Here is a 26530-nt window from a genome sequence, read left to right on the forward strand (position 1 = left end):
GTCAGGGGAAAGCGTAGTAACGTAACTCCTAAGCTTAATAAATGATTAAGCTGTGACATCGATGCGACATTAGCTCAGTTGGTAGAGCGATACCTTGCCAAGGTATAGGTCATCGGTTCGAACCCGATATGTCGCTCCAACTCTTTACGAGTTAGGAAATCTGGCGCGATGGCAGAATGGCTATGCTGCGGATTGCAAATCCGTCGATCTCGGTTCGACTCCGGGTCGCGCCTCCATAGATTAAGGTATTAATGAATAGATTCCCGTCGTTAATATAAAGAGTTTGCCCGAGTGGTGGAATCGGTAGACACAAGGGATTTAAAATCCCTCGCTGGTAACAGCGTGCCAGTTCAAGTCTGGCCTCGGGTACCATAACATAGAGAAGGCCTAACAGATGTTAGGCCTTTTTTATTGCCGCAAATCCCGTTCTAACTCCTACAAATTAATCCTTAAACAAAGAGTGATCAGCCTCTTAAAAATTACAATTATCAAAAATCTCAGCTTCAAGACAATTGATCTCTCATTTAGTTGTTATTTATTTTAATCAATCCATAATATGCAAACTATTTCCTTAAGATGCGGTAATAGGCGCTATTCCCCCTCTTAAGACAGTGGTATAAATAAGCCGAATTTCCCCTACACGTGAACATTTAGGATAAGTAGTCATGATTTTCTCTCAGGTAGTACTCGCACCCGCTGATCCCATCCTTGGTTTAACCGATACCTTCAAGGCCGATCCACGCCAAGATAAAGTGAACCTCGGTGTTGGCATTTATAAGGATGAAGCAGGGCAGACTCCAGTATTACAGTCAGTGAAGAAAGCAGAAGCCCTATTGCTTGAGCAAGAGAAGACCAAAAACTATTTAGGTATTGAAGGGGTGCAAACCTATAACCGCGTGGTACAGGAGCTATTATTTGGCGAGGGCAGTGAGCTAGTGACTTCAGGCCGCGCTGCAACGGCCCAGGCACCGGGTGGTACAGGCGCACTGCGTATTGCTGCCGAGTTTTTACTGCGTAACACGCCATCGCGCACTGTATGGGTAAGTAACCCAACTTGGGCGAACCATCAGAATATTTTTGAAACTGCGGGTTTAACGGTTAAAGAATACGGCTATTACAACGCCGCTGCCCACGATATCGATTTCGACGGCATGATGACAGATCTCGCCAATGCTCAGGCGGGTGATATTGTTCTGCTTCACGGATGCTGTCATAACCCAACGGGTATTGATTTGACCTTAGCCCAATGGGAGCTAGTCGCCAATCTGTGTGCAGAAAAACAGTTAGTGCCATTATTTGACTTTGCTTACCAAGGTTTTGGTGCTGGGATTGAAGAAGATGCCGCGGGTTTACGTTTAGTCGCTTCAAAAGTGCCAGAATTGTTAGTGGCAAACTCTTTCTCTAAAAACTTTGGTTTATATAACGAGCGTATCGGCGCTGTAACTGTGGTTGCACAAAATGCCGATGAAGCGGTGCGTGCCTTTAGCCAAGTGAAGCGTACTATTCGTGCCAATTACTCAAATCCACCAGCACACGGTGCATTAATAGTTAGCACCATTTTAAGTGATGCAGCGTTAAAAGCGCTTTGGGTGCAAGAGTTGACCGAGATGCGTGAACGTATCGCCGAGATGCGTACGCTGTTCGTTCAAAGCTTAAAGGATGAAGGCGTCACTCAGGACTTTAGCTTTATTTCCCGTCAAAACGGTATGTTTAGCTTCTCAGGCTTAAATAAGGCACAGGTTGCACGCTTGAAAGACGAGTTTGGTATTTATATCGTCGGCTCTGGCCGCATTAGTGTGGCGGGTATGACCAAAAACAATATGCCTCTGATCTGTAAAGCGATTGCTAAGGTTCTTTAATTTAGGACTCTAATTTAGTTCTCTAATATAAGAAGAGGGCTTACTAAAAAGGACAGCTTAGGCTGTCCTTTTGACTTTATGAAATTTGGCGCATTTGAGATTAATGGCTTTGTATTAGCTTTATGAGGCCAAGGTCTCTAGCGGTAAATCTGACTTTATCCTCAGCACGGCACTTAAGGCATCACGCAGGCCAGATTGATCGTGTAATTGTGGATTATGGCGATTCCTTAACGGGAAGTAATTCATCAAAGTGCCTATGCGTACTTGCTCAGAGTGGCGCAGCACTTTAGTGATAACAGGCTTACCAATCACCTGATGACACCAAGAGATACGTTGCTCAATACTAAACTGACCTGCAGGCGAGGTTTCTTCATTTAGATTATCGATAAATACCACGGGCGCCTTTGTCATCGCTAATGCCTTAGCAAAGCAGGGCAGTAATAGCGGTGGCATAATACTGGTCAGGAAGCTCCCTGGACCTAAGATAATCAGATCTGCTCGACTGATGGCTTCACAGGCTTCGGCGGTAGCATCGACCTGTGGCTCAAGACATAAGGCAATGGGCGCCTCATTCATCTTATCAACATTAACCTCACCAAAAACCTTGCAACCAGAGGCTTGTAACGCCACTAAATGGGTTGGTTGTTCTGACATAGGGATAATATTGGTCTCAATCTTAAGCATATGCCGAATGAGATTGACGGCTTCGAGGGGTCTGACACAAAGCTTGTCGAGGGCAAGCAACATCAAATTGCCCAGATTATGGCCGCTTAATTCAGTTTCGCCTTGAAAGCGATACTCAAATAGTTGAGAGCTAACTGAAGGACGATGGGCGAGTTGTGAAAGACAATTACGTAAATCGCCCCAAGCAATACAATCCTGCTCGGCCCGTAATCGGCCTGTAGAGCCGCCATTATCCGTGGTAGCAACAATGCCAGTAAGACGATTCCCGAGAAAATCCAGCGATGAAAGTACGCGGCCTAATCCGTGACCACCACCAATGGCGACCACATGTCTGTATTGATTTAAGATTTGATGCTGCATGAGGGTTCCTTCCTGAATACCCAAAAATCCTGTCCTGTTGTTAACTTGTGTTGCTAAGCTTTGCTTCGTTTGCCATAGCACAGTTAACGGAACCTTAGTATAAAAGCTCAGTCAAAAGCATGCACTAAATATTCACGCCCCAAATGTTCCAAAGTGTATGAGTTAAGCGCGGGATCGCATTTTTCAGCGTAATCACAGCATGCCACCGCTTGAGATGCGGTTTTGCATCCATATTTCGTGAATTTCAAGATATGACATATAATCTGGCGCTTATTTTGCCACTCGTGACTCAATATCAAAGGTGACTTATTGAAAACAGGTAGAATTGGTTCGTTTACACTCGCGTTAGCCCTAGTGATCTTAGCGATTTTTTCGCTGAGAGTTTGGCTCATTCCCACTATCGATGAGCCTGAATCTATCGTTAACCAACTGGAAAACTCCGTTGAGCCCGTTACTCAAGTTCCTGACTTTTCTGCCATCAATGATGTCGCGGAAAAAAAACGTGTCTTTTTTGATTTTCTAAGGCCGATCATTCAACAACAGAATGCCATTATTGCAACCGAACGTGACTTTATCACAGAAATGTTAGCCTTAGTGGAAAACGACAGCACTCTGTCGGATAAACAGTTAGCGCAGCTCAACCAGTTATTTGATAAATATCAATATGCTGCCCGTAATGTGGATGCAAAATCACTTAACAGTTTACTCAAACGAGTCGATATCATTCCTGAATCTATGGTGCTTATTCAGGCGGCCAATGAATCAGGTTGGGGAAGTTCGCGTTTTGCCCGTGAAGGCTTTAACTTTTTCGGCGAATGGTGTTTCAGTAACGGCTGCGGCATAGTGCCATCCTCTCGAGGTTCGGGCAAAATCCATGAGGTGAAAGTGTTTCCATCGGTGGACGCTTCTGTGTCTTCCTACATGCGCAATTTGAACTCGAATACGGCATATACGCTATTTCGTTCAATACGTGCCGATTTACGCTCTCAGGAAGCGGAGTTAAGTGCCGATCAACTGATTTATGGATTAGTGAATTATTCTGAAAGACAAGAAGCTTATATCGACGAATTACTCGATATGTTACGTCATAATGAAAAATATTTGGTGAAGGCGGATGTATAAAAAATGGTGGTTAGCGGGACTTTGCTTGTGTGCATCGAGCCTGCAAGCAGAAACGATTTCCCTTGAATATAAAGGCTTCTACGACAGATTAAAGCAAGTCAATAAGGGGAGTTATCAGTTAGTCGAAGTGGCATTTAGTGTGCCTATGTTGCCTAACTGCCATATTAAAAGTGGCACTATTTCGAGTGAATTAAATTCAACGCCACTGACTTATACATCTGCTCAGCGTCTATTTATTCCCTTCGATGATGCCCTAAAAGACCAACGCGCTTTAGTGAATCTGGAGTTTGAGGGTAAGGCTGAGGGCTGTGGCATTTCGATGCAAGTGCGCGCTAAACAAACATTAGCGGAGTACGATAAAGCACGATTACAGCAAATCGCCAGCGAAATGGATACCTTACTCGGAGCAATGCAGGGCTTCCCGATGCGTTACTTTAAGGAGCCAATTGCAGGGCTAAACTTTGAATTTGTTGAAGATCAAACCGTTACTGTTACGCTCGATGGACGCGAGCAGCAGGTGAACACCAGCTTTAAGCTGAGTGCCGAACAGCTTAAGAGTTTGACATCGCTACAATTTAGCCAAGCGCCTACCATATTGAGCCCTTGGGTTAAGTAACGAAAAATTCAATCCATAAAAAAGCCCACATCTGTGGGCTTTTTTATGCGCGCCGTGTTTACGCTTCGTAAACGTTGACGATATTGATGCGTTTTGCTGCATCTAAATCGATATGACCACTGTTGGCGATATCTAAAAAATCAAAAGCGGGTAAATCAGCCTCAGCTACATCACCTTTCATCGGCGCGTTGGGATCGCGTTTCAAGGACACAAAATCAAACTGCTCACGGTCAACACCCTGTGAAGGCGCGGTGTTTTGCATGGCGGTGAAGATAGTTTCAATACGGCCCGGATAGAGTCGATCCCACTGATTGAGCATGTCTTTCACGGCTTGACGCTTGAGGTTTTCCTGCGAGCCGCAGAGGTTGCATGGAATGATGGGGAACTTTTTCAATTCCGCATATTCTTCTAAATCCTTTTCACGGCAGTAGGCGAGCGGACGAATAACCACGTTTGCGCCATCGTCTGAAAGCAACTTGGGTGGCATGGCCTTCATCTTGCCGCCGTAGAACATGTTGAGGAACAGCGTCTCAATAATATCGTCTCTGTGGTGGCCTAGGGCGATTTTGGTTGCGCCAATGCGCTGGGCAAAGCCATAGAGGGTTCCACGACGCAGGCGAGAGCACAGAGAGCAAGTGGTTTTGCCTTCAGGAATTTTCTCTTTCACAATCGAGTAAGTGTCTTTCTCGAGGATGTGATAGGGAATATTCAAGCTGTCTAAATAGGCGGGCAGCACGTCCTCAGGGAAGCCAGGTTGCTTTTGATCTAAGTTAACGGCAATAATTTCGAACTGTACGGGCGCGCGCTGCTGTAGATTAAGCAGAATATCCAGCATGGCGTAACTGTCTTTACCGCCACTTAGACAGCACATGACTCGATCGCCATCTTCAATCATGTTGTAATCGGCAATGGCACTACCCACTTCACGGCGCAGACGCTTCTGTAATTTATTCAGACGGGTAATTTGTTTTTTTGATAATTCTTCAGGCATTTGACTCGCCGTAACTTCAGACATAGCTTCCAACATAAAAAAGCGCCCAGTAACTCAGTTTCAGGGCGCGTATTATTCCAGCTATCGACGGCGGGGTAAAGAGCGGCGTGCGTTATGCTTCTTCAAGCGGCGATTTATAGCCATCGGGTTTGATGGCTAACAGATCACAGTTAATGCTATCAATCACATGCTCAGCGGTGTTGCCGATAAGCGCAGCCGAGAATCCGGTCCGGCCAACAGTGCCTAAGATCACCAGCTCAGCATCGAGCTGCTCGGCAAGCTCAGGGATCACATCCTCTGGCAGACCTTCCTTCACATGGCAGTGCAGGGTATCGATACCATAAGCATTAGCGAGATAATGCACCCGTTGCTCGTGTTGCATGCGAATGGTGTCGTTATAGGTTTGCGCATCGAAATCGGGTAGTTCAATGGCAAGGTTTACCGGCGTGCCGGGATAACCATTGACTAAGTGGACTTCGGCGGCAAATTTTGCGGCTAAATCCTTGGCGTGTTCGATAATTTTGCCGTTGAGCATTTGATGATCAGTATCTTCGGTTGCCACGTTGACGGCGCAGAGGATTTTGCCCGCTTCAGGCCAATCATGATCTTTAACCATTAGCACTGGCACTGGGGCCTTACGCATCAAATGCCAATCGGTTGGCGTAAAAATCACGGCTTTTAGCTTGTCGTGGGCATGGGTGCCTTTCACGATAAGATCGTACTTACCTGCAATCGCATGGTTGATGATGCTTTCAAATGGGCGGTTGTGCCAAATAACTTGAGTATCAATATCGAGTTGCAGGTGATTGTAGGCGGTCAGCAGATCTTGGATCCACGCTAGACGCTGGTCAATCACACCTTGGCGCATGGCTTCGCGCTCCTGGCTCGATAGAATCGATGTCATTTCATAGGAGAAGTCAAAAATAGACAGAAACACAGTCACATGGGCGTTACTTTTACTGGCCAAGGTAACAGCTCGGGCGAGTGCAACTTGATGTTCTGTCGTAGGATCGACTACTACCAGTATTTTTTGATAATCCTTCATAACATGTTCCTTTAGTCATAGGCTCATGTTCATCATGAGCCTTTGGCAATTATCTGTATTGTTCTAGATCAAAACTCTTTTCAAAACCAGTGCCTAGCGCATTAATTACAATTACTAAAGCACAAATGTGGGAGGGCGTGTCTTATCTGGCGATCCTGGCATTTCCCGCCAAGAGATTCAGTTCGTGGTGGTCAAGGATGGTGATGTATTTGCCTTTTACTTCAATCAATCCAGACTTTTGGAAACGGCCTAACAAGCGACTGATGGTTTCAACGGTCAAACCAAGATAGTTACCAATATCGCCGCGGGTCATGGTTAAACGGAATTCCTTAGGTGAGAACCCCCGGCTGCCAAAACGATTGGCAAGATTACTGATAAAGGCGGCTAGGCGCTCTTCGGCGTTTTTCTTACTGAGTAGCAAAATCATCTCTTGGTCGCTCATGATTTCATTACTCATTAAGCGCATGATTTGCTGACGTAACTTGGGCATTGTGCCTGAGAGTTCATCGAGAATATTAAAGGGGATTTCACACACCATAGAGGTTTCTAAGGCTTGGGCAAAACTTTGATGGGATTGAGCGTGAATGCCATCAAAACCAATCACATCGCCAGCTAAGTGAAAGCCTGTGATCTGCTCATCGCCTTGTTCGGTAATAGTGTAACTTTTGACCGTGCCAGAGCGGATGGCAAACAAAGATTTTAACGGATCGCCTGATTTAAAAATCTGCTCACCTTTTTGAATCGGCTTTTTACGCTCAATAATATCGTCGAGTTGATCGAGCTCATTGGCATTGAGGGTAAACGGAATACAAAGGGTACCCATACTGCAATCGTGACAATGAATTGTGCACCCACTCGCGGCGGGACGACGGTTTTTATTCTGCTCTATTGTCATGTCGGTTCTCAAGTTAATCCACTGCAGCCATGTTAAACCAATTCACTCACTTGGGCTAGTTTAGCTGCGACAGGGCGATATATAAAGTTTGTACGCCAAAGGCCATTAATAGTAAGCCGCTCAATAATCTAACGGTTTTTTGTTGCACCCAATTGGCTAAGCGTTTGGCCGCGACACCGGCGCTTAGTAGCGCGGGGAGCGTCCCTAATCCAAAGGCGAACATAATGAAGGCGCCTTGGCTGGCAGAGCCTGCCGCCACTGACCAGGTTAAGGTGCTATACACTAAGCCGCAGGGCAGCCAGCCCCAAATGAGCCCGGCGCTGATGGCCTGCATTGGCGTGGTAATTGGCACGAGACGTTGGGCTAAGGGTTTTAAGTAACGCCACAATACTTGGCCTAGGCGCTCAATCTGCACTATCCCCACCCAGATTTTGGCAATGTAAAGCCCTGTTGCAATCATCATAACACCGGCAATTATCCTCAAGATTAACAGGTAAGTGTCGAGCTCAAATAAGTGCCCAAGCATGGCCGATGAGCCGCCGACTAAGGCGCCAGCAAGGGTATAGCTGACAATCCGGCCAAGGTTATAACTCAATAAGTAGGTAAGTTGATGGGCTAGATGATTGCCCTGTTTGGGATTTGGGAGTTGGGAGGAAAAGGCGCCGACGAGGCCGCCACACATGCCAAAGCAGTGGGCTGCGCCCATTAACCCCACGAGAAATGCTCCCGTGACGTTATATTCAACCACGGAGCCAATCACTGAGGCATGCCTTTATCTTGCGCCTGCGGCAGTGTTTTGGGTTGACTTGGTTTATCGGCTTCTTCATCAAAGAGGATGGACACGCTTTGGCGGTCTAAATCATCGAACTGTTCGGATTTTACCGCCCAAAAGAACACGGCAACGGCGATCAACACAAAGATCATCGCGATAGGGATTAGTACATAAATGATGCTCATTAGCCAAGCCTATTTCATTTTTATAATTTAATTCGTAATAATCTCAAACTATTACCGACAACAATCAACGAGCTTGCCGACATGCCAATGGCGGCAATATAAGGCGCAACATGGCCAGTTACCGCCAGAGGTAAAATCAGTGCGTTATAACCTAAGGCCCAGGCAAGATTTTGACGAATAATTTGTGTGGTCAGTTTAGCAACCTTGACCGCTTGGGTGAAGCGGGATAAGTGATCGCCAAGCAGAATAAGATCGGCACTGTTTTTGGCAATCGCACTGCCACTGCCCATGGCTACTGATAAATCGGCGCCTGCCAGGACTGGCGCATCATTGATGCCATCGCCGAACATGGCAACAGGTGTTGTCTGTTGTAGTTTTGTCACTAGTGTCAGTTTATCTGCTGGAGTCAGTCCACTGTGGACATCGTTAATGCCGAGTTCTTTCGCCAATTGATGCACATGCCCTGAGCTATCGCCACTGGCGATACTGACTTGGCAACCTTGCTGCTTCAAAATATCGACGGTTTCTTTGCTATCGACGCGAATATTATCTTGGATCTCAATACTGGCAATAACTTCAAGCTGTCCATTATTGTTGCGGGTAAGCCAAATCTGTTGATTGATAAATTCAAGATTGACTGTCGCGCCAGTAAAGTGAGCATTTCCAATGCGATATTCAACGCCATTAATTAGGCCCTTTACCCCAAAGCCCACTTCATGATGCACCTGTTCGGCAGCCATGTCGACTTGGACAAAGCTGGCAAAGGCGGCGGCGATGGGGTGGCGAGAGCCAGATTCTAGTGCCGCTGCAATCGCCAGAACTCGTTCTTTGGTGAAATCTTTATGGTATTCAACCTTGGCAATCGATAAAGTGCCACAGGTGAGGGTGCCCGTTTTATCAAATACCACTTGTTTGATCTGTGGCAGTTTTTCAAAGACGCCAGCCTTGCGGGTAATTATCCCAAGGCGGGTAAAAATAGCGGTCGCGCAGGTCACTGCGGTTGGGGTTGCCAGCGCAAGGGCACAAGGACAGGTGGCCACTAATACCGACAAGGTCACCCAAAAGGCATCTTCTGGGGAGATTTGCAGCCAGACCAGATAGGTGATGGTCGCAATGGTTAAGATGGTGCCTGAGAAATAACGCGACAGTTTATCGGCCAACATAGCCACGGCAGGTTTAGTGTTTGAGGCTAATTCCTGCAGGCGGATAATTTCGGCAACTAATTGGTCTTGCCCAAGGGCAGTGACTTTAACCTTGATAGGCTGGTCAAGGTTAATGGTGCCAGCAAACACTTGGCTATCGACAGGCTTTTCTATCGGCATTTGCTCACCGGTAAGCATGGCTTCATTGATGCTGGTGTGGCCTTCAACCACTATCCCGTCGGCGGCGACCATTTCGCCGGGTTTAATAAGAATGATATCCCCGAGGCGCAATTTTTTAGCGGGGATCTCTTCTTGGCCTTGCGCCGTGACCAAATGCGCCGTCAATGGCACTAACTTGTGTAGATTGCTGGAGTTGACGGACGCTTTTTGTCGAGCCTTCTGCTCGAAATAACGCCCCAACAGCAGGAAGAAGGTAAACATGGAAACCGATTCAAAATAGACCTCGCCTGTACCGTTAACGGTCGCAAAACAACTGGCGATATAGGCGCCGCCAATGGCGATGGAGACCGACACATCCATATTGAGTTTGCCACTGAGCAAGGTGCGAATGGCGCTGAAATAGAAGGGCTGCGCCGAGTAAAGCACTACAGGCGTGGCAAAAATCATGCTCACCCAGCGGAAGTAATCCCGGTATTGCTCATCTAAATCGGTAAAGTAACCGGTATAGAGGGCGAGGGCGAACATCATCACTTGCATGGTAGCAAAGCCAGCCAAACCTAAGCGCAGTAAGAATTTGCGGCTATTTTGCTTGGCGGTTAGTTCTTGTTCATCCACTTGATAGGGCGCGGCTTGATAACCGATACGGCTAATTTGCCCAAGAATATCACTGAGTTTAACTTGCTGTTTATCCCAGCTGATCAGCGCCCTTTGGGTAGTGGAGTTGACCATCACTTGGCTTACGCCAGGCAGTTGTTTCACTTTATGTTCGATTAACCAAGCACAGGCGGCGCAGGTGATGCCGTCAATGGACAGCGACACTGAGTCACTATTTTCCTCAGAGTGAACAAAGTCCTGCTGTACTTCGGGTAAATCGTAGGCACTAAACTGATTTAATTCATCAGGTACAAGTGCCGTCTGTTTACTGCCGGGCTCGGTTCGAAACTTGTAATAGCTTAATAAGCCAGCATCCACAATGGCTTGGGATACCGCTTGGCAGCCTGGGCAACACATGAGTTCATCGCGATCATTAATACGTGTGACAAACTGAGTCCCAGTGAGCACGGGCTCATTACAGTGAAAACAACTTGGATGTGTCATAGCAATATTCATTCAACCGCAATCAATTTAACCACAATTGGACGTTGTCTTTTAATTCAACACGTTGATGGATACGCCATTTAGCATCAAATCCTTCTAGACGTACTTCCCATGCACCCGTTAACACATCGGGCAGAGTAATGCGATACACATGGTTGGCATCGGCCGTTACCGTCATCTTGATATCTTTTTCGGCAATCGTTGGGTGATAAAATTCGACTTTTAATGCGGCTTGATAGGCTGGGCCGCCGTGTTGGGTGAATAGCACTTCGTGGTGATTTTGTTCGAGTTGCCATTGCATACCAAGCTGCTTGGCATACTTGACCTTGCTTAGGTCCATGTTGATGGCTTTGCCTTCTTTGTAATAATCCTCGGCAACGAGAGAGTCAGAATTTGAGAGGGCAATTTTTAGCGTGGTAAAACTTGCGACGACGGCACACAAAGGAAGAATAATTAAAAACCAAGGCCAAAACTGCTTATACCAGGGTTGTTGTTCGCTCATGTTAAATACCCATAATAAAAATTTGCGCCATTTTACCGTTAAAAGGTGGCTTTAGCACTTTAAAAAAAAGGCCTCGACGTTATCGAGGCCTTAGCGTTACTCACATCTAATTACTTGTTTGACAAGCTATAAACATAAGCTGCGATCACGTGGACTTTCTCTTCACCGAGAACGTCTTTCCATGCTGGCATTACGCCTGCACGGCCGTGCTTGATCGTTTCTTCGACCATGCCGCGGCTACCGCCATATAACCAAACATCGTCAGTTAAGTTAGGCGCGCCCATGAGTTTGTTGCCTTTTGCGTCCATACCGTGACACGCAAAACAACCTTTCATGAATGAACCTTGACCTTGAGCGGCGAGTTTCTCGTCGTGCTCACGGCCAGATAACTTAATCACGTACTCGGCTAGACCTGCAATTTCGCTATCGTCGATTGGCAAACCACCTTTTGGTGGCATCATACCATGACGACCGTTCATGATAGTGGTCTTGATAGTGGCTAAGTCGCCACCGTATAACCAATCACTATCAGTCAGGTTAGGGAAGCCTTTGCTACCACGTGCGTCAGAGCCATGGCACTGTGCGCAGTTTTGTAGGAACAAACGGCCGCCCACTTTCAACGCTTCTTGGTTTTTCACTAACTCTTCGAGTGGTGTAGCCAAGTAAGCCGCGAAGATTGGGCCATATTTTTCGTTAGCGTGTTTAACTTCTTGGTCGTACTGAACATACATGCCTTCTTTTGCTGCCAGCTCAATCGCGGCTGCAGAATCGGCTTTAATACCTTTCTCTGTACCAATGCTTTGGTTAGAGCTGGTCCAGTTCAGTAGACCTTTGTAGTTACCTAAACCAGGGAATAGGGCTAAGTAAACCAGGCCAAACACGATAGTGATATAGAACATATAACTCCACCATTTTGGCAGTGGGTTATTGAGTTCTTCGATACCATCGAAACTGTGACCCATAGATTCGCCTTCTTTCACATCCGTGGTGTTCTTAGAACACACACGCAGCAATAGAAAACATCCTGCGATCACAATTAACGAGAGTACGCTAATCCAAATACTCCAGAAGCTACTCATCACTTATTCTCTCCTGAGTCCTTCGATTTCTTGCTGATTTCCTCATCGGAAAACACAAGATTCGCTGCTTCATCAAAGGATTTTTGACGACGCGAGCTATATGCCCAAGCAAATATACCGACGAAGGTCAGCATCACAATGATGGTTAAAATACCTTGTAATGTGCCGTAATCCATATATTGCCTCCTTATTTGAGTGCGTGACCCAAAGACTGAAGATATGCAATCAAGGCTTCCAGCTCTGTCTTACCTTCAACAGCTTTCTGCGCGCCTGCGATTTCTTCATCGGTGTAAAGATCGTTACCTTTGTAACCGCCTTTATGCATGTTACGCAGAATAGTCATCTTGTCGCCGGTTAACTTGCCGTCTAACTTGTTTTCGGCAAGCCATGGGAAGGCTGGCATATTCGATTGAGGGACCACAGCACGAGGATCGATTAAGTGAACTTCATGCCATTTATCGCTGTAGCGACCGCCAACACGAGCCAAATCAGGACCAGTACGCTTAGAACCCCATTGGAATGGGTGATCCCAAACAGACTCACCGGCAACAGAGTAGTGACCGTAACGTTCAGTCTCTGCACGTAAAGGACGGATCATCTGGCTGTGACAGTTGTAGCAACCTTCACGCACATAGATATCACGACCTTCCAGTTGCAGGGCAGTGTAGGGTTTCAAACCTTCAACAGGCTCAGTGGTATCTTTTTGGAAAATCAGCGGCGTGATTTCTACCAAGCTACCGAAGCTGATAGCGATAACAGTGAAGATCGCTAACAAACCGATGTTTTTTTCAACTATCTCATGATTAAATTTCATCGAGTTTGCTCCTTAAGCCGCTTTTGCTTCAGCCAGTGCTGGCAATGAATCTTTAGAGGCTTTCACAGTACGGATCACGTTGTATGCCATGATCAGCATACCGGTTAAGAAGAAACAACCGCCGAGGAAACGCACGAAGTAGAAAGGATAAGAAGCTTCCAGACTTTCAACAAAGCTATAAGTCAAAGTACCGTCAGCGTTAACTGCACGCCACATCAGCCCCTGCATTACACCCGAAATCCACATAGACACGATGTAAAGAACAGTACCAATAGTCGCTAACCAGAAATGCACGTTAACTAACTTGATGCTGTACATACGGCCATGGCCGAACAGTACTGGGATCAAGTGATACAGAGAACCGATAGACACCATTGCAACCCAGCCTAGCGCGCCTGAGTGAACGTGACCTACAGTCCAGTCTGTGTAGTGAGATAAAGCGTTAACTGTCTTGATGGCCATCATCGGACCTTCGAAGGTCGACATACCGTAGAAAGACAGAGAAACCACTAAGAAACGCAGTACTGGGTCAGTACGCAGTTTGTGCCATGCGCCAGATAAGGTCATGATACCGTTGATCATACCACCCCAAGATGGTGCGAACAGGATCAGTGACATCACCATACCCAAAGACTGAGTCCAGTCAGGCAGGGCAGTGTAGTGTAAGTGGTGAGGACCTGCCCAAATGTACAGTGCAATTAGTGCCCAGAAGTGCACAATCGACAGACGGTATGAGTAAACAGGACGACCCGCTTGCTTAGGAACGAAGTAGTACATCATACCTAAGAAGCCTGCGGTTAACAGGAAGCCTACCGCGTTGTGACCATACCACCATTGCACCATGGCATCGACCGCGCCACTGTACATAGAGTATGACTTGAACAAGCTAACAGGAACGGCCAATGAGTTCACGATGTGAAGCACTGCAACCGTAATGATAAATGCACCAAAGAACCAGTTCGCTACGTAAATATGCGATGTTGTTCGTTTGATAATAGTGCCGAAGAACACTATTGCATAGGAGACCCAAACGATGGTGATAGCGATATCGATTGGCCATTCTAATTCAGCATATTCTTTACCGCTGGTGTAACCCATTGGCAAAGTGATTGCTGCTGACAGAATGATGGCTTGCCATCCCCAAAACGTAAATGCAGCTAATTTAGGTGCAAATAGTCGGGTTTGACAGGTGCGTTGTACGACATAATAGGATGTTGCAAAGAGGGCTGATGTTCCGAACGCGAAGATTACCGCATTGGTATGTAATGGTCGCAAGCGACTATACGTAAACCAAGCAGTATCAAAGTTCAGATGTGGCCAGATTAACTGAGCCGCAATTAATACACCGACTGACATACCAACAATACCCCACAAAACTGTGGTTAAGGCAAATTGGCGGACAATGGTGTAATTGTAATCAGCGCCTGTTGGCTGGGAATGGTTCATCATAATGCTTCCACTGCTTATTACTTTTACTTTTAGTAAAGACAAGCTTTACCTGTTATATATGACACAAAGCTCGCTTCCCTATTAGGGTTGTGAAGCCATGTCAATGCGTTAACCTACACATTTGTGCTCAAATATGAGGTTTCGCAATGATACTTGAGCCATGTCAAAAAAGATACCAAAGAAGGGGGGTGGAAAGTTGATCTAGATCAACCTACGCCATAGAATGTTAACATCTTGCATCACAAGGTTAATTTTTGTGCTTATTCGCAAATTTATCCCGTTCTCCCTCATGCTAGTTATGTTGAATCTCATTGCTTGCAATGAAAAGAGCACGCAACAGATAAAAACAACGGCAACAGATCCTACTCTTTGTGCCTTTACACAGGGGGATTGTATTAAACGCATTGGCGATATAGAGCTTCATATTAGTCTAACACCAGCACATGCGCCGAGCGAAAAACCATTAACATTGAAGATATTATCTTCTGAGGCTATCGATAACCTTCAGGTTCGTTTAGAAGGTAGAGATATGTTTATGGGGGTTATTCCTGTTAATCTTCGCGAAATAAACAAAACTACCTATGAAGGCCAAATGATTTACGGATCTTGTAGTAGTGGATACATGGTATGGCGAGGATTTGTCCGTTTTAGTCGAAACGGAGTTGAACAAGTCGTTGTTTTTGATTTTCTCGCCGATAATCCTAGTTGAAAGATACGCTTGAGTTAAATAAAACTGAGGTTCGCTGATTATTGTTGCAGAATCGGCGTGTACGGTCATTAATCATTCACTTAGCTCTGATTTTTAAGATTATTTAAACTATTCGTCATGATCCTTCCAGTTATCTTTGACTTGAACAAAGATATCGATGTTATTAATAAAGAGTGCGAGCAAATCAGGGTCAAAATGTTTACCCGCACCTTTACGCATTTCATCGATAACGTCATCCAATGGCCATGCGGCTTTGTAACATCGAGCATGGGAGAGGGCATCGAACACATCCGCAATGGCTACGATGCGGGCAAAAATGTGAATTTGATCTTGTTTTAAATTTCCTGGATAGCCAGAGCCGTCATATTTTTCATGGTGCTGTAGGGCGATAATTGCCGCCGCTTTTAATATCGGCCGCTCGGAATTGGCGAGTATTTGATATCCAATGGTGGGATGTTGACGCATTACCGACCATTCTTGGTCGTCTAACTTACCGGGTTTGAGCAATACCGCATCAGGGATCGCTATTTTGCCTATATCGTGCATAGGTGAAGCACGGCGTAACAAGTCTGCTTCAGTCTCGGTTAACCCTGCCAACATCGCCAGTTGGGCACAGTATTCCGCCATGCGTTTAACATGATTCGCGGCTTCTTTAGAGCGACTTTCAACAACATCTCCCAAACGCAAGATCAGTTCTGATTGGGTATCCTCGACCTCCTGATTTAGGAGCAGATTTTCAAAGGCGACCCCCACGTTTATCGCAAAAATATCGACCAGCTTTTTGTCCAAATCATCAATTTTATCAATTCCATCCATATAGAGCAGATTGATAAGGCCACTCTTTGTCGGAAAATAGCCAACAAAACAATTATCTTCGTACAAACAGCGTTTTTGCATTAACGCACTACGCAGGAGCTTACTGATATGCTCTGGTAAATCCTTATGTGGTGGACTATTGGCAAATTGTCCTGTTCCCGCCAGGATTTCGATTTCGGCCGAATCGACATGACCACTGATCGCATCCATCGCATTGCAAGTCAGTAGTAAGGTTTCGGTATCAAGATTGAGCAAGGTTGCGACTTGGGTTAACAGGCCATCGGCAAATCGGTGCAAGGTTCTGAGTTCAAATAAGCCTGAGGTTGCCTCAAGCACACGTTCCAAACCTTTACGATGGTTAACCTGTGCTCGTCTTGCTTGTTCTATCTCCATAATGTCGCGATAGGAGCGTAGGGCAGAGTAGACACTTGTCATTAATTTGCGGGAATCGAGTTCCGATTTTGCTTTGTAATCATTGATATCGTAATTGACAATCACATCTTCTTCGGGGGCTTGTCCGGGCTGACCTGTACGTAAAATCAGTCGAATATTTTTGTTCACTTGCACTTCGCGGATCCATTTCACCAACTCCAGTCCCGCATGGTCGCTTTCCATCACGACATCGATAAAGGCGACGGCGATGTCTTGCTCTTGAGCCAGCAATTCTTTCGCTTGCTCCCCGCTGTAGGCATTAATAAAGGTGAGGGCACGTCCATCGAGTCGAAAACGGGAAAGGGCGAGTTTTGTAACGGTATGGACATCGGGTTCATCATCGACAACGAGGATCTTCCAAGGTGTCCCAGAGGTTGATGTTTCAGTGGTTTTCTTAGTGGAGAACAACGGCTTTTTGTTTGTAAGATCAATCACCATCCGGTACCTCAACACGTAAAGGAACATCACACAGTTAGAGTGTAGTTGAAGCCAATCAGATCAGTTGGAAATAATTAAAATAGCGGGGGAGTTAGCATTATTGAAGCAATGTTGTTGATAACTATTCTCATTAAGATATTATCGAGCTAGGGTTAATCGCAGGGGATTTATATGGCAGAACGCATCAATCTATCCATCTCAGAGGAAAAACTTGCACAGCTTATCCGTGAAGGCACGTTATGCGCGGCGGATTTCTCGTGTCTCGATAGTCAATCTAAACGCAAAGTCTGGCAACTTTGCCTGATTTGCTGTCAAAAACGTATCAGTTGCCAACAATGTACTCAAACTAGCTGTCCACAAATTGATATTTTGGTTAATGCCGATAAATAACATTATCGGCATTTGCATTTAAGTATTATCATGTAATAAATCATTAAATTTTAAAGTTAATATGCAACTTCCTCCTGTATTGCCATTATTTGATTCAATAGAATTCATACAAGATGGAAACAGTGTGGTGAATCAATACATCACTCAGGTCAGTCTTGCTGACGTGCCTGATGCGGGTTTAGTGATGGAACACGCAACCGATTGGTTATTCGAGCAAAAATACAGTGAAAACAACTATAAAGCCTACCGTAGCGAACTCACCACATTTCTGCATTGGTGTTTTGATATTGCCAAAATGTCACCCACGCAGGTGATGCGAAAGGACATGAGTCGCTATGTGGATTATTGTTTGACGCCACCCTTGGCGCTGATTGGTTACTTTAACGTGCCACAATTTAAACTCGATAAACAGTGTGATGAGCGGATCCCCAATAGTCTTTGGCGGCCATTTGTCGGCAAGAAACTGCTAGGGCAAGTCCAACCTTATGTACTGAGCGATAATGCATTAAAAACTAAGATTGCCATTTTATCTTCTTTTTATAGCTACTTAATAAGTGAGGAGTTTTGCGAGCGTAATCCAGCCCAAATTTGGTTGAATCACAGCCGCTTCGGCCAAAACAAGCACTATCAAAGACAAACTGATGAAGATGAAAACAGCTTGGCTTTTACTGAATTACAGTGGTCTTATGTGATGAGCACAGTCACTCAATCGGCTGAAACGTCACCCGAATTGCATCAACGTAGTTTGTTCTTGATTTCATTGATTTATTCTTGTTATCTGCGCATTTCAGATGTCTCCGCTCGGGTTGGTTATGCGCCGGTTATGGGACAATTTAGACAAAATCCACAGACAGGTATTTGGAGTTTTTACATACCTCTCAGTAAAGGCGGGAAAAAGCGTAGCGTTGCCATTTCCAAGGCATTACTCGAGGGTCTTGTGAAATATCGGCAATTTTTAGGGCTCTCAGATTATCCTCGCCAAGGAGAGAATCATCCATTGTTTGTGCGTCATCGAGCCGCTGGTCGTGGTCGAGATGCGGGCTTAGTTAACGCCAATCTCGGGATCCGTCAAATACGTGAAGAAATTCAGACTATTATCAATCTTGCGGCGGATAATGCACAAACCGATGGCTTTAACCAAGATGCTGAGCAAATGCGAAAACTCACCGCGCATAATATCCGCCATACTGGGATTACCCACGACATCAATATCAATCGACGGCCGTTATCACATGTACAGGCCGATGCGGGTCACGAGAGCATCGACACCACATCGAAATATTTGCACACCACGCAAATAGAAAGACACGAAAGCGCCTTTAATAAGCCATTAGATCATTTACAAGGCATTGACTAGTGCTGAGGTCGCATCCCAAATCCCTCCCACATAAAACTGCGTACAATGTGTAGACGGCATTATGTTGAACTGCTGCGCTCGATATAATGCGCAGCATCGAGGGACGGCCAGCGGCCGAGTTTAATATAATCCGCATTGTGCGAAGTGGCATTTCAATCACTCCCAGGTCAAACATGCAAAGTTTCTAATTGTTGACCTGGTATGTCATTTTTAACGTAAAAAATGACATACCGCCTTTTGATTTCCGTATACAAATATTTTCATTTTCCGCTTGAAAAGTGTTTACAAGATTCAATCTTTTGCTATAATGAATCATGTAAACAGTAATCAAACAGAGGGCAGGGAAATGAACCAATCACAATTGAATTTCAAAGAAAATACAAAGTCTTGCGTGTGGTGTACTTTTGATGGGCTTTTCGAGTTTTACTGGGAAGCACGTTCTAATCAAATCGTTGTCACACCAGACGGCTATGGCAAGATTTACGTCCCTGATAACGCAACGCCAGCTCTAGTGCGCAAAGAGATCGTTTCTTGGCTAAAGGCTCATTTCAATGTCTGAATCTAAATCTACACGTGGAGGCGCTCGCAAGGGCGCTGGCCGTCCTAAGTCCGAGCCGACTGTCATGGTTCGTGTTCCTCAGGGTTGTCTTGATGAGGTTCGCGCTCTTATCGAGCGTTATCGCTCTGTAGCTGTCGAATCTGACGGCCAAACTGATTGGGTTGGTAAATAGGGTTATTAGGGTGAAACCCTAATGTAAGCGAAGCGAGGCGCTTTTGCGGGAACGTGCAACGCCTCCAGCCGCCCAAACCGCACTCGTTACTTTTAGGTTCTCCAGTGTCAAAACCCGTCCTGCCAGACTCTTTTTCTTTTCTGCACGAAATTTTCAGCAACTCGGCTGCTAAACGGTCGGAGACAAACCCGATTTTCAGGTTTTTGAGGGGGAGATAAGCCACACGCTCTAATAGTGGCTTATCGTCCAAACTACGGAATAGTTTCAACTCAATATATAGTGGGCATAGGAATGCAAAGGCGCTTTAAAATACTACATATTGTGCTTTGGCAGACCTGAACACTCTTATTTCTTGTCGTCTTTTTTTAACTCCTTATAGTCAGCTTTATCAATGTCCTTCAACCCCCTCAGGATTAGCCAGTTCAAAACGTCGGTATCCTTCACGGGTTCTCTAGTCTCTAGTACCGCTCTCACAGTTTCTTTTTCGACCAAACGCCATGTTGTGTCGTTGATATGCTTAGTTGGCATGTTTACTCCTTTGTTTCTTATTAAATCATAAACTAATTTCTTAGATTGTTAGAAACCGAGGTTTTTGGGTGTACGACTTCAACGGACTGCGAATTTTCTTCAAAGATGAATACCTTCACACCACGTTCGCCAATGAGCGTGTTGTGTCTTATGTTGACATTACCGAAGCTGCTCGCCGTGGCCTTAAAATCGTTCCTCGCGATATGACTTGGCACGTTGACGGGTCACATCAAGTTCACGATCTCTATCATCCTTGGGAGTCTCTGCCGTCTAGCTTCACAGGTATAGCGTTTAAGCTGTATCAGTCTAGCGGTTTCAGGGAGCAGCCCTGCATCGAGTTGAAAGCATCACCGGCTAAAATTTCTCAGGGTCATAACGTGTTCGGTTCTGACTCGTTAGAACTGGGTGTAAGGAACATTTTTCAGGCTCTTGTTAGCGCATTGCCTGACTTTGCCCAAATGCTCGACTTTGACACCGCGGAGTTTTTCCGCATCGATGCGACTTTTAGTTTGAAGCTGCCAACCTCCGATTCTTTGGCCTCTGCGCTCGATTCACTTTCTAAAGTCTCTAACAAGTACCTTCGCCCAAGTAGGGACGGGGACTATGAGACTACGATCTATTTCAACAAAGTACGTGGTGAGAAAGGGCGCAACACTGGCCGTTCAAGCTCACTGTGTATCTACTCCAAGCTAGACGAAATCTTGCATCAAATTCAAGACTTGGAGGCAAAGGCTAAGAAGGAAAAAACCTCTCGATATAACGCCGTTATCGAGGCTCTAAAGGATGATTCCTTACAGTATTTTGCAACTAACCGTTTACGCTTCGAAGCCCGTATCTGTTCGCGCTTCTTTGAGCGTCACCAATTACCTACCCGTGTTAAGTCTCTGCTGTCGTTCGTTAAGGGCTTTGAGCAAGAGAACGGGAAGGGCTCCTTCTGTCGTTACCTCTGGACTGAGGCAATGAAGGATCTATTAGAGGCTATCGACGGCCAAAAAATAACAGTCGTTCACGACCAGAAAGTAAGAAAACTGCTCCATTCAATCTACGACACGATAGATAAAAACGGCAAGCTGAGAACTGCTAAGAGCGTCCGCTTGTTTGGTTTCTATCGCCGTCTAGTGACCGAAGGCTATGCACAGGTGAAACGTACTATGGGAACCACTGGCAAATCGTCATTTTACAATGCTGTAAGTGAGCTGCGTGAAGCAGGATTTAGCAAGGCTCAGCTACAGAACTTGGATAAGAAGGAAACACTTCCGCTTGTCCACCTCTTTAAATTCGACTTTGACGCTCAACGTCCAGATAGCTATATCGAGCCTCGGATGCCGATGGCCGACCTGAACTATGACGAATTCATAGCAGCTATCTCCAGTAGCTCAATCCCTGATGGTGCTCTGACGCTCGATGCTCGTTTAGCAATCGCGCTTCAAGGCTTCGGTTTATCAGATTCCTTTATCGATGGTCTCAAGGCTGGCCGTTCTATTCGTCTTGATGGTAAGCGCAACTTGTCGCTGGCCGTCTTCGAAGATGGTGACTTTGAGCTTGTCGAGTCCGAAGAAGAACTTCGGCGCATCAAGGATAAGTTGGAGTTTAGGCTCTTATCGCGTGACTCCGCTTTAAGTGCTGAAGATGCTCACGCTGAAATGGCGTTCTTGGGTATCAATCCAGCTAGTCGCTATTCCTACAAGTCAAATGTTTAAGGGGTGAACCTATGGAAGTTACAGTTTTTTATGTTGGTTACGGTGATATGGAAGGGCAGCTTTGGGCTAATGCTCAAATGTTAACTGACTATTCAGACAAAGAAGGCGGGGCAGGTTGTCAGGTCGGTAAGATCGATATCGATACCGATAACAATAATGCGTTAGGCAAACGTCTAGTTGGAGAACTCCAACGCGCTAAGGCTCCGATTAAGATCTCAATCACTACAGGTGCTAAATCTAAAGCGGGTAAGGTTGTTACCGTTATTAAAGATTATAAGTTGGCCGAAGAAAATAAAGTTGTTTCTTCGCCTGTTGCAAGTAAACCCGCTGATACCCGTTCAGCGAGTATCTAATTATGCAATGCGTTCTTATTAATCCTGATGGTTCATTAGTGGCGGATTTATCCTCTACTAATTGTCAGTTCGTTTTACTAACTGAGCAGGATTATAAGAACGTATCAAATCAGCAATTAATTGAAACACTGAATGACTTATTTGCATTCGATTTTGAATTATTCGCTGAATTAAATGGCTTTCTGCTTTTGTCGTTTCTATTTGCCCACGGCATTGGCAGATTAACTCGAACTTTGGGCAAACATTAATTAAGGATATACCATGAAAAAGACTATTTATGCTTCTATGCTGGCCGCTGCTGGTTATGTAACTGCTTCAACTTCTGCATTTGCGAATGACTACACTGCGCAAATTGAAGCGGTTAAAGCTACGGCTGAAACTAACCAAGGTGCTATCGCTGGTGCTGTAATTGCAGTTGCTGCGGTATCTTTCGGCCTTGGCTTGTTAGTTCGCTGGTTGCGTTAATTGCTTACTACAATCGTGCTTGTGTCGATTTCTGTTTATATGTTTGTAGAAGGGTTCAGCACAGGCATTCGAGCCAGTTAATAAACACGGTGAACAATATGAAAAGGCTATTTCTAACTTTCGGGCTAGTGATAGCCTTTTTATTTACTGCACAATTAAGTGCAACAACCATTTTTGATACTTCTACATATCAAGGCCCTTTGTCATCGTCAGTTATTGATGTTACTGATAAAGATTTTCCTAATGAATATTTCATTACTACCTCTGTTGGTGCAAAAGAGTCTGCTGTACTTACATTGTGTACTGCTAGAATTTCAACTAATCCTGAGTATTCAAATCCCAGAATTCAAAATCTTGGTGGAGATTCAATTTTTTGTAATATTGATTGGAAACCTAACTCATGGACTACAAAGATAGTTTCTTTTGGTTATAACTTTTCGCCTCCGAGAACTTCTCAGTCATGTCCTCCTGCGGATTACCCAAATTATTCCTTTGAACGTGATACTAATAACGATGGTAATGCTGACCAATGTTACAATCCCGATGAATTAGACAATGCTTCTAATTGTGCCAATCAGGTCGGTTCAATGCTCCCAGCGCTCACTAACCTAGCAACTCGTGTTTGTAAGACTGATACCGAAACGGGTGCTAGCTGTGGTTATTCAAAAAAAGATGGTGACCCAAGTTATCAATTAGATCTCGAGATGAATTGCTTTGGTGATGGTGAAAAGGTGCCTGAATATGACCCTGAGCCTATGCCACAACCTGAAACCTGTGCAAAGGTTAACGACCAGCTAATGGTCTGCAAAGAAAAGCCCGAAGAAAAGTGTGATGCAATGGGCAACTGTCAAGACCAGTGCGGTTACGTTAATAAAGAGTTCTACTGCTTCATTCCTTGTACTGGTGAAGATTGTGATAAACCAACACCACCTGTTAACTGTGAAACTAACCCTGACGCGCCTGTCTGTGTCGAAGAACCTGACCCTGAGTTCTGCGCGGCCAATCCAACTGATCCAAAATGTACTGGCACAACTCCACCTGATGAAGGTGGTGAAACTGGTGGCGGTGGTGCGACCATCGACCTTGGCCCAGTCGTTGACCAGCTTAAGGAACTAAATAAGAAGAACGACTTCACTACTCAGAAGAACGAAGGCCGTAAGGAGTTCGGCGCTTTTGATGAATTATTTGGTGAGGCTGATTTAACTGAAATAAAAAACATGGCTTCAGATAAGAAAGATGAGGCTAGTACTTTAATTAATAATATTCGTGATGAATTTAGTGGTTTATTTAAAGTGAGTTCTGTTGGCGGTTCTTATGAGGATTTAACGCTAGATTTTTCCTACGGTAGTTTTCATTCAAAGGTTTGGGAGTTCTTTCAGCAAAACGTATCTATCATAGCTGCGGCTATTATGGCCTTGGCTTGGTTAATCGCTGCATCAATAGTTATGGGAGGTCGTAATGATTAAGATATTTCTATTAGTGGTATTGCTGCCATTATCATTTTTTGCTTTTGCTGCTGATTCAAATACTGGTTTTGGCGGTGCCTTTCAGGCGTTAATTGACTTTGCTACAGATATAATGAATTTCTTTACTATTGCGGTGCCTAGCTTTTTCCACCGTTTAACTGCATGGGCATTTGAAGCATTTATCTATATAAAGTTTCTGCTTTATATCGAGTCCATTAAATTCTCTTGGCAAGTAGCCAAGTTGATTATTTCCGACTTAAGCATATCTGAAACGATTACATCATCATTATCATCGTTATCACCAACTATAAGAGCCGTAATAACAGATTTACGTCTTATAGATGCGTTAAACGTTATATTGAATGCTTATGTAACCCGTATGGTTCTGAGGTTTATCTAATGTCGAGTATCTTTATTCATGGCGCACCGGGCTCTTATAAAAGTGCCAGTACGCTTTGGTTTGAAATGCTTCCTGCATTAAGGGAAGGGCGCTTAGTAATCACTAATGTCGAGGGCTTAAAGCCTTTAGAAACTATTGAGGGGATTCTCTGCGAGAAATTCCCTCCTAGTGCAAAACTTTGGCGTATCTCTACACAGAACGCCCTTGGCCTAGCTCTCATGCGGCGCTTTTGGTGTTGGGCACCAATTGGCGCATTTATCTTAATAGATGAAGTTCAAGGGGTTTATCCCAGTGCTAAAGTTGATAAGTCTTTTAAGATGGAATCATTAACTAAGGTATTGCCAGATAAATTAGAAGGTTTGCCTGATGTATTTCTTCAAGAATATTTTGCGCGTCTAGATGATATTTCAGCGGATACTTTAAGTGAGGGCGATGTCGATGATTTGGGTATCTCTTTGTTTGATGATAACGGTCATATTATTTACCCTGCTGATATATCTGACGCATTCAACAGGCACAGAAAATATAACTGGGATTTAGTCTACTGCACTCCCTTTATTGAGGAAGTGCATCCCTTAGTTCGAGGTATTGCTGAGATTGCTTACGCTTATAAGCATAACGATGCACTTGGTAAAATTATTCCTTATTACGACCGTCGCCCTCGTATCTATCCACACAAACCATCGGAGTCTGGAAGCTATGTCCCACAAAAAGCAGCAATCTTTACTCGCAAGGTTCCCGTTAAGGTTTTTTCGCTCTACAAATCGACCTCAACCGGAGCTGTCACTGCTCAAACAAAAGGTAAAACTCCCTTCAGCGACATCCGATTTATCGGAGTCTTACTCGTCCTCCTCGGAGTCATTATCTATTACATCTGGTTCTTCTTTATTTTCGAGACTCCTACGGCCAATCCTGAACAGCCTGTGCAACCTGTTCAAGGCGGTGGGGAAGTTGTTTCTTCGGCTCCTGCTGTTAATTCTTATACTGAAGGCAATAAAGCTGCTGTTCGTGGCGCTAGTTCTCTAGCTCCCGTTCCTTTGCCTTACAACTCCAAAGAGTTATATCTCACAGGTGTGATCTCTAATTTTAATCAGAACAGGTTTCTTGTCGGTCGTGATTACTTCTTTGAGCTACGTGGAGCAGCTGGCGCTTACGCGATTTCGAGTGAGTTACTTACTCAAATGGGATGGACGTTCGAATATAAGCATGAGTGCTTAGTCGTGGCCAAGAACGCTGGTTCCGTTGTTAATGCAACTTGCTTACCTCGAGAGACTCATGAGTTTGTCCCTCGAGAAGTGGCAAAAAATGATAATCAACCAACCGTTAGTTTGTTTTAATATAGGGCGGCGCCGCAGCGCATAGCTGCGGAGCCTGAGCAAGCGAAGCGCAGCGGCGCCGCCAAGGGGATTCTATGACCGTATACGAATATTTGATTAGACCTGCATTGTTACTTTTCGCGCTTTATCTCTTTTTTGTTCTGTTAGGTTATGTCGGAGGCTCTTATATTTTATCCTGAAATTCTTGCTGCTGTTGTAATAGGTTTTTTTATTAGTTTCTGCGCAATCTGTTCTAAGCCCTCAGATAATGATTGAGAACAGCCCTAGCCACAACTGCGCACAATGTATATTATGTTAAATGACATATGGGTAAATATGGTTGGCTATCATTCCCTATGCAAATGACTGAGTTTTATTGGTCACTTAAATCAAGGTTTAAAATTGCCCTCGTTTTAACACTCACCGTTGATTTTGAATCATCAGCCCGAGGATGCGCTTAATGGATTTATTTAAAGGCGTTCTTACTTGAATATCTGGTTAGATTGCCCCTGCAAGTTTTTCAGATTTCACGTAGCGCACGAATGGAACTTGGTACTTCCAAATATGAAGGTTCCGTGATTTCGACAAGTTTGGATTGAGTCGCTTTAAGCGCTATTGAGCGCTTTAGATGAGCCT

At 44.9% G+C, this 26530-nt stretch carries 27 protein-coding genes and 3 tRNA genes; 16 read left to right on the plus strand and 14 right to left on the minus strand.

The window, feature by feature from the left end:
- Positions 1–63: 63 nt before the first annotated feature.
- The 4 genes from ACK5NH_RS01670 to ACK5NH_RS01685 all read left to right on the plus strand — a co-directional run bounded on the left by ACK5NH_RS01670 (position 64) and on the right by ACK5NH_RS01685 (position 1859).
- Positions 64–139, plus strand: a tRNA-Gly gene (locus tag ACK5NH_RS01670).
- 23 nt (positions 140–162) lie between these two features.
- Positions 163–236, plus strand: a tRNA-Cys gene (locus ACK5NH_RS01675).
- 49 nt (positions 237–285) lie between these two features.
- Positions 286–372 (plus strand) — tRNA-Leu (locus ACK5NH_RS01680).
- Between the two features lie 293 nt (positions 373–665).
- Entirely contained in the window at positions 666–1859 is a 1194-nt protein-coding gene (locus ACK5NH_RS01685) for an amino acid aminotransferase (protein WP_416917526.1), read from the plus strand.
- A 120-nt stretch (positions 1860–1979) separates the two neighbouring features.
- Here the strand turns inward: ACK5NH_RS01685 and ACK5NH_RS01690 are convergent, their stop codons facing one another.
- Positions 1980–2903, minus strand: coding sequence for a YvcK family protein (locus ACK5NH_RS01690; RefSeq protein WP_416917527.1), 924 nt, complete (start codon positions 2901–2903; stop codon positions 1980–1982).
- Between the two features lie 309 nt (positions 2904–3212).
- Between ACK5NH_RS01690 and ACK5NH_RS01695 the strand changes: the two genes are divergently transcribed.
- Positions 3213–4025, plus strand: a complete 813-nt coding sequence (locus ACK5NH_RS01695) for a glucosaminidase domain-containing protein (RefSeq protein ID WP_416917528.1) — start codon at positions 3213–3215, stop codon at positions 4023–4025.
- A complete protein-coding gene (locus tag ACK5NH_RS01700; protein WP_416917529.1) occupies positions 4018–4641 on the plus strand; it encodes a DUF2987 domain-containing protein in 624 nt (207 codons plus the stop codon). Before ACK5NH_RS01695 ends, ACK5NH_RS01700 begins: the two co-directional genes overlap by 8 nt.
- A gap of 58 nt (positions 4642–4699) precedes the next feature.
- Here the strand turns inward: ACK5NH_RS01700 and ttcA are convergent, their stop codons facing one another.
- The 11 genes from ttcA to ccoN form a co-directional block, all read right to left on the minus strand.
- Positions 4700–5668: a tRNA 2-thiocytidine(32) synthetase TtcA gene (gene ttcA / locus ACK5NH_RS01705; RefSeq protein ID WP_416917530.1), complete on the minus strand. Its 969-nt coding sequence runs from the start codon at positions 5666–5668 to the stop codon at positions 4700–4702.
- 76 nt (positions 5669–5744) lie between these two features.
- Positions 5745–6677: a universal stress protein UspE gene (gene uspE, locus ACK5NH_RS01710; RefSeq protein ID WP_416917531.1), complete on the minus strand. Its 933-nt coding sequence runs from the start codon at positions 6675–6677 to the stop codon at positions 5745–5747.
- A 142-nt stretch (positions 6678–6819) separates the two neighbouring features.
- Positions 6820–7572, minus strand: coding sequence for an electron transport transcriptional regulator EtrA (etrA, locus tag ACK5NH_RS01715; protein ID WP_416917532.1), 753 nt, complete (start codon positions 7570–7572; stop codon positions 6820–6822).
- Positions 7573–7627: 55 nt separating this feature from the next.
- Complete coding sequence (locus ACK5NH_RS01720) at positions 7628–8320, minus strand: sulfite exporter TauE/SafE family protein (protein ID WP_416917647.1); 693 nt, start codon at positions 8318–8320, stop codon at positions 7628–7630.
- An 8-nt stretch (positions 8321–8328) separates the two neighbouring features.
- A complete protein-coding gene (ccoS, locus tag ACK5NH_RS01725; RefSeq protein WP_416917533.1) occupies positions 8329–8529 on the minus strand; it encodes a cbb3-type cytochrome oxidase assembly protein CcoS in 201 nt (66 codons plus the stop codon).
- Between the two features lie 20 nt (positions 8530–8549).
- Positions 8550–10949: a heavy metal translocating P-type ATPase gene (locus ACK5NH_RS01730; RefSeq protein ID WP_416917534.1), complete on the minus strand. Its 2400-nt coding sequence runs from the start codon at positions 10947–10949 to the stop codon at positions 8550–8552.
- Positions 10950–10971: 22 nt separating this feature from the next.
- On the minus strand, positions 10972–11451 hold the full coding sequence (locus tag ACK5NH_RS01735; RefSeq protein WP_416917535.1) for a FixH family protein: 480 nt from the start codon (positions 11449–11451) through the stop codon (positions 10972–10974).
- 110 nt (positions 11452–11561) lie between these two features.
- Positions 11562–12530, minus strand: coding sequence for a cytochrome-c oxidase, cbb3-type subunit III (gene ccoP, locus ACK5NH_RS01740; RefSeq protein WP_416917536.1), 969 nt, complete (start codon positions 12528–12530; stop codon positions 11562–11564).
- Positions 12530–12706 carry a cbb3-type cytochrome oxidase subunit 3 gene (locus ACK5NH_RS01745; protein ID WP_416917537.1) on the minus strand — a complete coding sequence of 59 codons (177 nt, stop codon included), beginning with the start codon at positions 12704–12706 and terminating at the stop codon, positions 12530–12532. Before ACK5NH_RS01745 ends, ccoP begins: the two co-directional genes overlap by 1 nt.
- Positions 12707–12717: 11 nt before the next feature.
- The gene (gene ccoO, locus ACK5NH_RS01750; protein WP_037430478.1) at positions 12718–13344 is read right to left on the minus strand and encodes a cytochrome-c oxidase, cbb3-type subunit II; all 627 of its coding nucleotides are present in this window, start codon (positions 13342–13344) and stop codon (positions 12718–12720) included.
- 12 nt (positions 13345–13356) lie between these two features.
- On the minus strand, positions 13357–14793 hold the full coding sequence (gene ccoN / locus ACK5NH_RS01755) for a cytochrome-c oxidase, cbb3-type subunit I (RefSeq protein WP_416917538.1): 1437 nt from the start codon (positions 14791–14793) through the stop codon (positions 13357–13359).
- A gap of 223 nt (positions 14794–15016) precedes the next feature.
- On the opposite strand from ccoN, the gene ACK5NH_RS01760 reads away from it, so the two are divergent.
- Positions 15017–15502: a hypothetical protein gene (locus ACK5NH_RS01760; RefSeq protein ID WP_416917539.1), complete on the plus strand. Its 486-nt coding sequence runs from the start codon at positions 15017–15019 to the stop codon at positions 15500–15502.
- A 108-nt stretch (positions 15503–15610) separates the two neighbouring features.
- Here ACK5NH_RS01760 and ACK5NH_RS01765 read toward each other — a convergent pair whose 3' ends face one another.
- Positions 15611–17188, minus strand: a complete 1578-nt coding sequence (locus tag ACK5NH_RS01765) for a DUF3369 domain-containing protein (protein WP_416917540.1) — start codon at positions 17186–17188, stop codon at positions 15611–15613.
- Between the two features lie 171 nt (positions 17189–17359).
- On the opposite strand from ACK5NH_RS01765, the gene ACK5NH_RS01770 reads away from it, so the two are divergent.
- From ACK5NH_RS01770 to ACK5NH_RS01780, 3 genes are all read left to right on the plus strand, one after another.
- Positions 17360–17578, plus strand: a complete 219-nt coding sequence (locus ACK5NH_RS01770) for a hypothetical protein (RefSeq protein WP_416917541.1) — start codon at positions 17360–17362, stop codon at positions 17576–17578.
- A 61-nt stretch (positions 17579–17639) separates the two neighbouring features.
- Positions 17640–18935 carry a tyrosine-type recombinase/integrase gene (locus tag ACK5NH_RS01775; RefSeq protein WP_416917542.1) on the plus strand — a complete coding sequence of 432 codons (1296 nt, stop codon included), beginning with the start codon at positions 17640–17642 and terminating at the stop codon, positions 18933–18935.
- A 551-nt stretch (positions 18936–19486) separates the two neighbouring features.
- Positions 19487–19666: a hypothetical protein gene (locus tag ACK5NH_RS01780; protein WP_416917543.1), complete on the plus strand. Its 180-nt coding sequence runs from the start codon at positions 19487–19489 to the stop codon at positions 19664–19666.
- A gap of 345 nt (positions 19667–20011) precedes the next feature.
- Here the strand turns inward: ACK5NH_RS01780 and ACK5NH_RS01785 are convergent, their stop codons facing one another.
- Positions 20012–20194, minus strand: coding sequence for a hypothetical protein (locus ACK5NH_RS01785; protein ID WP_416917544.1), 183 nt, complete (start codon positions 20192–20194; stop codon positions 20012–20014).
- 68 nt (positions 20195–20262) lie between these two features.
- Here ACK5NH_RS01785 and ACK5NH_RS01790 point away from each other — a divergent pair, with 68 nt between their 5' ends.
- The 6 genes from ACK5NH_RS01790 (at position 20263) to ACK5NH_RS01815 (ending at position 25915) form a co-directional block, all read left to right on the plus strand.
- Entirely contained in the window at positions 20263–21894 is a 1632-nt protein-coding gene (locus ACK5NH_RS01790; protein ID WP_416917545.1) for a phage/plasmid replication protein, II/X family, read from the plus strand.
- Between the two features lie 11 nt (positions 21895–21905).
- Complete coding sequence (locus ACK5NH_RS01795; RefSeq protein ID WP_416917546.1) at positions 21906–22247, plus strand: hypothetical protein; 342 nt, start codon at positions 21906–21908, stop codon at positions 22245–22247.
- Between the two features lie 261 nt (positions 22248–22508).
- Positions 22509–22712 (plus strand): hypothetical protein, encoded by a 204-nt coding sequence (locus ACK5NH_RS01800; protein ID WP_416917547.1) that lies wholly within the window; start codon positions 22509–22511, stop codon positions 22710–22712.
- 98 nt (positions 22713–22810) lie between these two features.
- The gene (locus tag ACK5NH_RS01805) at positions 22811–24178 is read left to right on the plus strand and encodes a hypothetical protein (protein ID WP_416917548.1); all 1368 of its coding nucleotides are present in this window, start codon (positions 22811–22813) and stop codon (positions 24176–24178) included.
- Complete coding sequence (locus tag ACK5NH_RS01810; protein WP_416917549.1) at positions 24171–24578, plus strand: DUF2523 family protein; 408 nt, start codon at positions 24171–24173, stop codon at positions 24576–24578. Before ACK5NH_RS01805 ends, ACK5NH_RS01810 begins: the two co-directional genes overlap by 8 nt.
- Positions 24578–25915 (plus strand): zonular occludens toxin domain-containing protein, encoded by a 1338-nt coding sequence (locus ACK5NH_RS01815; protein WP_416917550.1) that lies wholly within the window; start codon positions 24578–24580, stop codon positions 25913–25915. The genes ACK5NH_RS01810 and ACK5NH_RS01815 overlap by 1 nt, the downstream gene beginning before the upstream one ends.
- Positions 25916–26530: the final 615 nt, after the last annotated feature.

This window comes from Shewanella sp. (assembly GCF_047975355.1).
Classification (GTDB): domain Bacteria; phylum Pseudomonadota; class Gammaproteobacteria; order Enterobacterales; family Shewanellaceae; genus Shewanella.

What these genes read in the sequence shown, in the direction of transcription:
- ACK5NH_RS01685 (WP_416917526.1), top strand. Translation starts at nt 666, where the DNA reads ATGATTTTCTCTCAGGTAGTACTCGCACCCGCTGATCCCATCCTTGGT.
- ACK5NH_RS01690 (WP_416917527.1), bottom strand. Translation starts at nt 2,903, where the DNA reads ATGCAGCATCAAATCTTAAATCAATACAGACATGTGGTCGCCATTGGT.
- ACK5NH_RS01700 (WP_416917529.1), top strand. Translation starts at nt 4,018, where the DNA reads ATGTATAAAAAATGGTGGTTAGCGGGACTTTGCTTGTGTGCATCGAGC.
- ttcA (WP_416917530.1), bottom strand. Translation starts at nt 5,668, where the DNA reads ATGTTGGAAGCTATGTCTGAAGTTACGGCGAGTCAAATGCCTGAAGAA.
- uspE (WP_416917531.1), bottom strand. Translation starts at nt 6,677, where the DNA reads ATGAAGGATTATCAAAAAATACTGGTAGTAGTCGATCCTACGACAGAA.
- etrA (WP_416917532.1), bottom strand. Translation starts at nt 7,572, where the DNA reads ATGACAATAGAGCAGAATAAAAACCGTCGTCCCGCCGCGAGTGGGTGC.
- ccoS (WP_416917533.1), bottom strand. Translation starts at nt 8,529, where the DNA reads ATGAGCATCATTTATGTACTAATCCCTATCGCGATGATCTTTGTGTTG.
- ACK5NH_RS01730 (WP_416917534.1), bottom strand. Translation starts at nt 10,949, where the DNA reads ATGACACATCCAAGTTGTTTTCACTGTAATGAGCCCGTGCTCACTGGG.
- ACK5NH_RS01735 (WP_416917535.1), bottom strand. Translation starts at nt 11,451, where the DNA reads ATGAGCGAACAACAACCCTGGTATAAGCAGTTTTGGCCTTGGTTTTTA.
- ccoP (WP_416917536.1), bottom strand. Translation starts at nt 12,530, where the DNA reads ATGAGTAGCTTCTGGAGTATTTGGATTAGCGTACTCTCGTTAATTGTG.
- ACK5NH_RS01745 (WP_416917537.1), bottom strand. Translation starts at nt 12,706, where the DNA reads ATGGATTACGGCACATTACAAGGTATTTTAACCATCATTGTGATGCTG.
- ccoO (WP_037430478.1), bottom strand. Translation starts at nt 13,344, where the DNA reads ATGAAATTTAATCATGAGATAGTTGAAAAAAACATCGGTTTGTTAGCG.
- ccoN (WP_416917538.1), bottom strand. Translation starts at nt 14,793, where the DNA reads ATGATGAACCATTCCCAGCCAACAGGCGCTGATTACAATTACACCATT.
- ACK5NH_RS01760 (WP_416917539.1), top strand. Translation starts at nt 15,017, where the DNA reads ATGTTAACATCTTGCATCACAAGGTTAATTTTTGTGCTTATTCGCAAA.
- ACK5NH_RS01765 (WP_416917540.1), bottom strand. Translation starts at nt 17,188, where the DNA reads ATGGTGATTGATCTTACAAACAAAAAGCCGTTGTTCTCCACTAAGAAA.
- ACK5NH_RS01770 (WP_416917541.1), top strand. Translation starts at nt 17,360, where the DNA reads ATGGCAGAACGCATCAATCTATCCATCTCAGAGGAAAAACTTGCACAG.
- ACK5NH_RS01775 (WP_416917542.1), top strand. Translation starts at nt 17,640, where the DNA reads ATGCAACTTCCTCCTGTATTGCCATTATTTGATTCAATAGAATTCATA.
- ACK5NH_RS01780 (WP_416917543.1), top strand. Translation starts at nt 19,487, where the DNA reads ATGTCTGAATCTAAATCTACACGTGGAGGCGCTCGCAAGGGCGCTGGC.
- ACK5NH_RS01785 (WP_416917544.1), bottom strand. Translation starts at nt 20,194, where the DNA reads ATGCCAACTAAGCATATCAACGACACAACATGGCGTTTGGTCGAAAAA.
- ACK5NH_RS01795 (WP_416917546.1), top strand. Translation starts at nt 21,906, where the DNA reads ATGGAAGTTACAGTTTTTTATGTTGGTTACGGTGATATGGAAGGGCAG.
- ACK5NH_RS01800 (WP_416917547.1), top strand. Translation starts at nt 22,509, where the DNA reads ATGAAAAAGACTATTTATGCTTCTATGCTGGCCGCTGCTGGTTATGTA.
- ACK5NH_RS01805 (WP_416917548.1), top strand. Translation starts at nt 22,811, where the DNA reads ATGAAAAGGCTATTTCTAACTTTCGGGCTAGTGATAGCCTTTTTATTT.
- ACK5NH_RS01810 (WP_416917549.1), top strand. Translation starts at nt 24,171, where the DNA reads ATGATTAAGATATTTCTATTAGTGGTATTGCTGCCATTATCATTTTTT.
- ACK5NH_RS01815 (WP_416917550.1), top strand. Translation starts at nt 24,578, where the DNA reads ATGTCGAGTATCTTTATTCATGGCGCACCGGGCTCTTATAAAAGTGCC.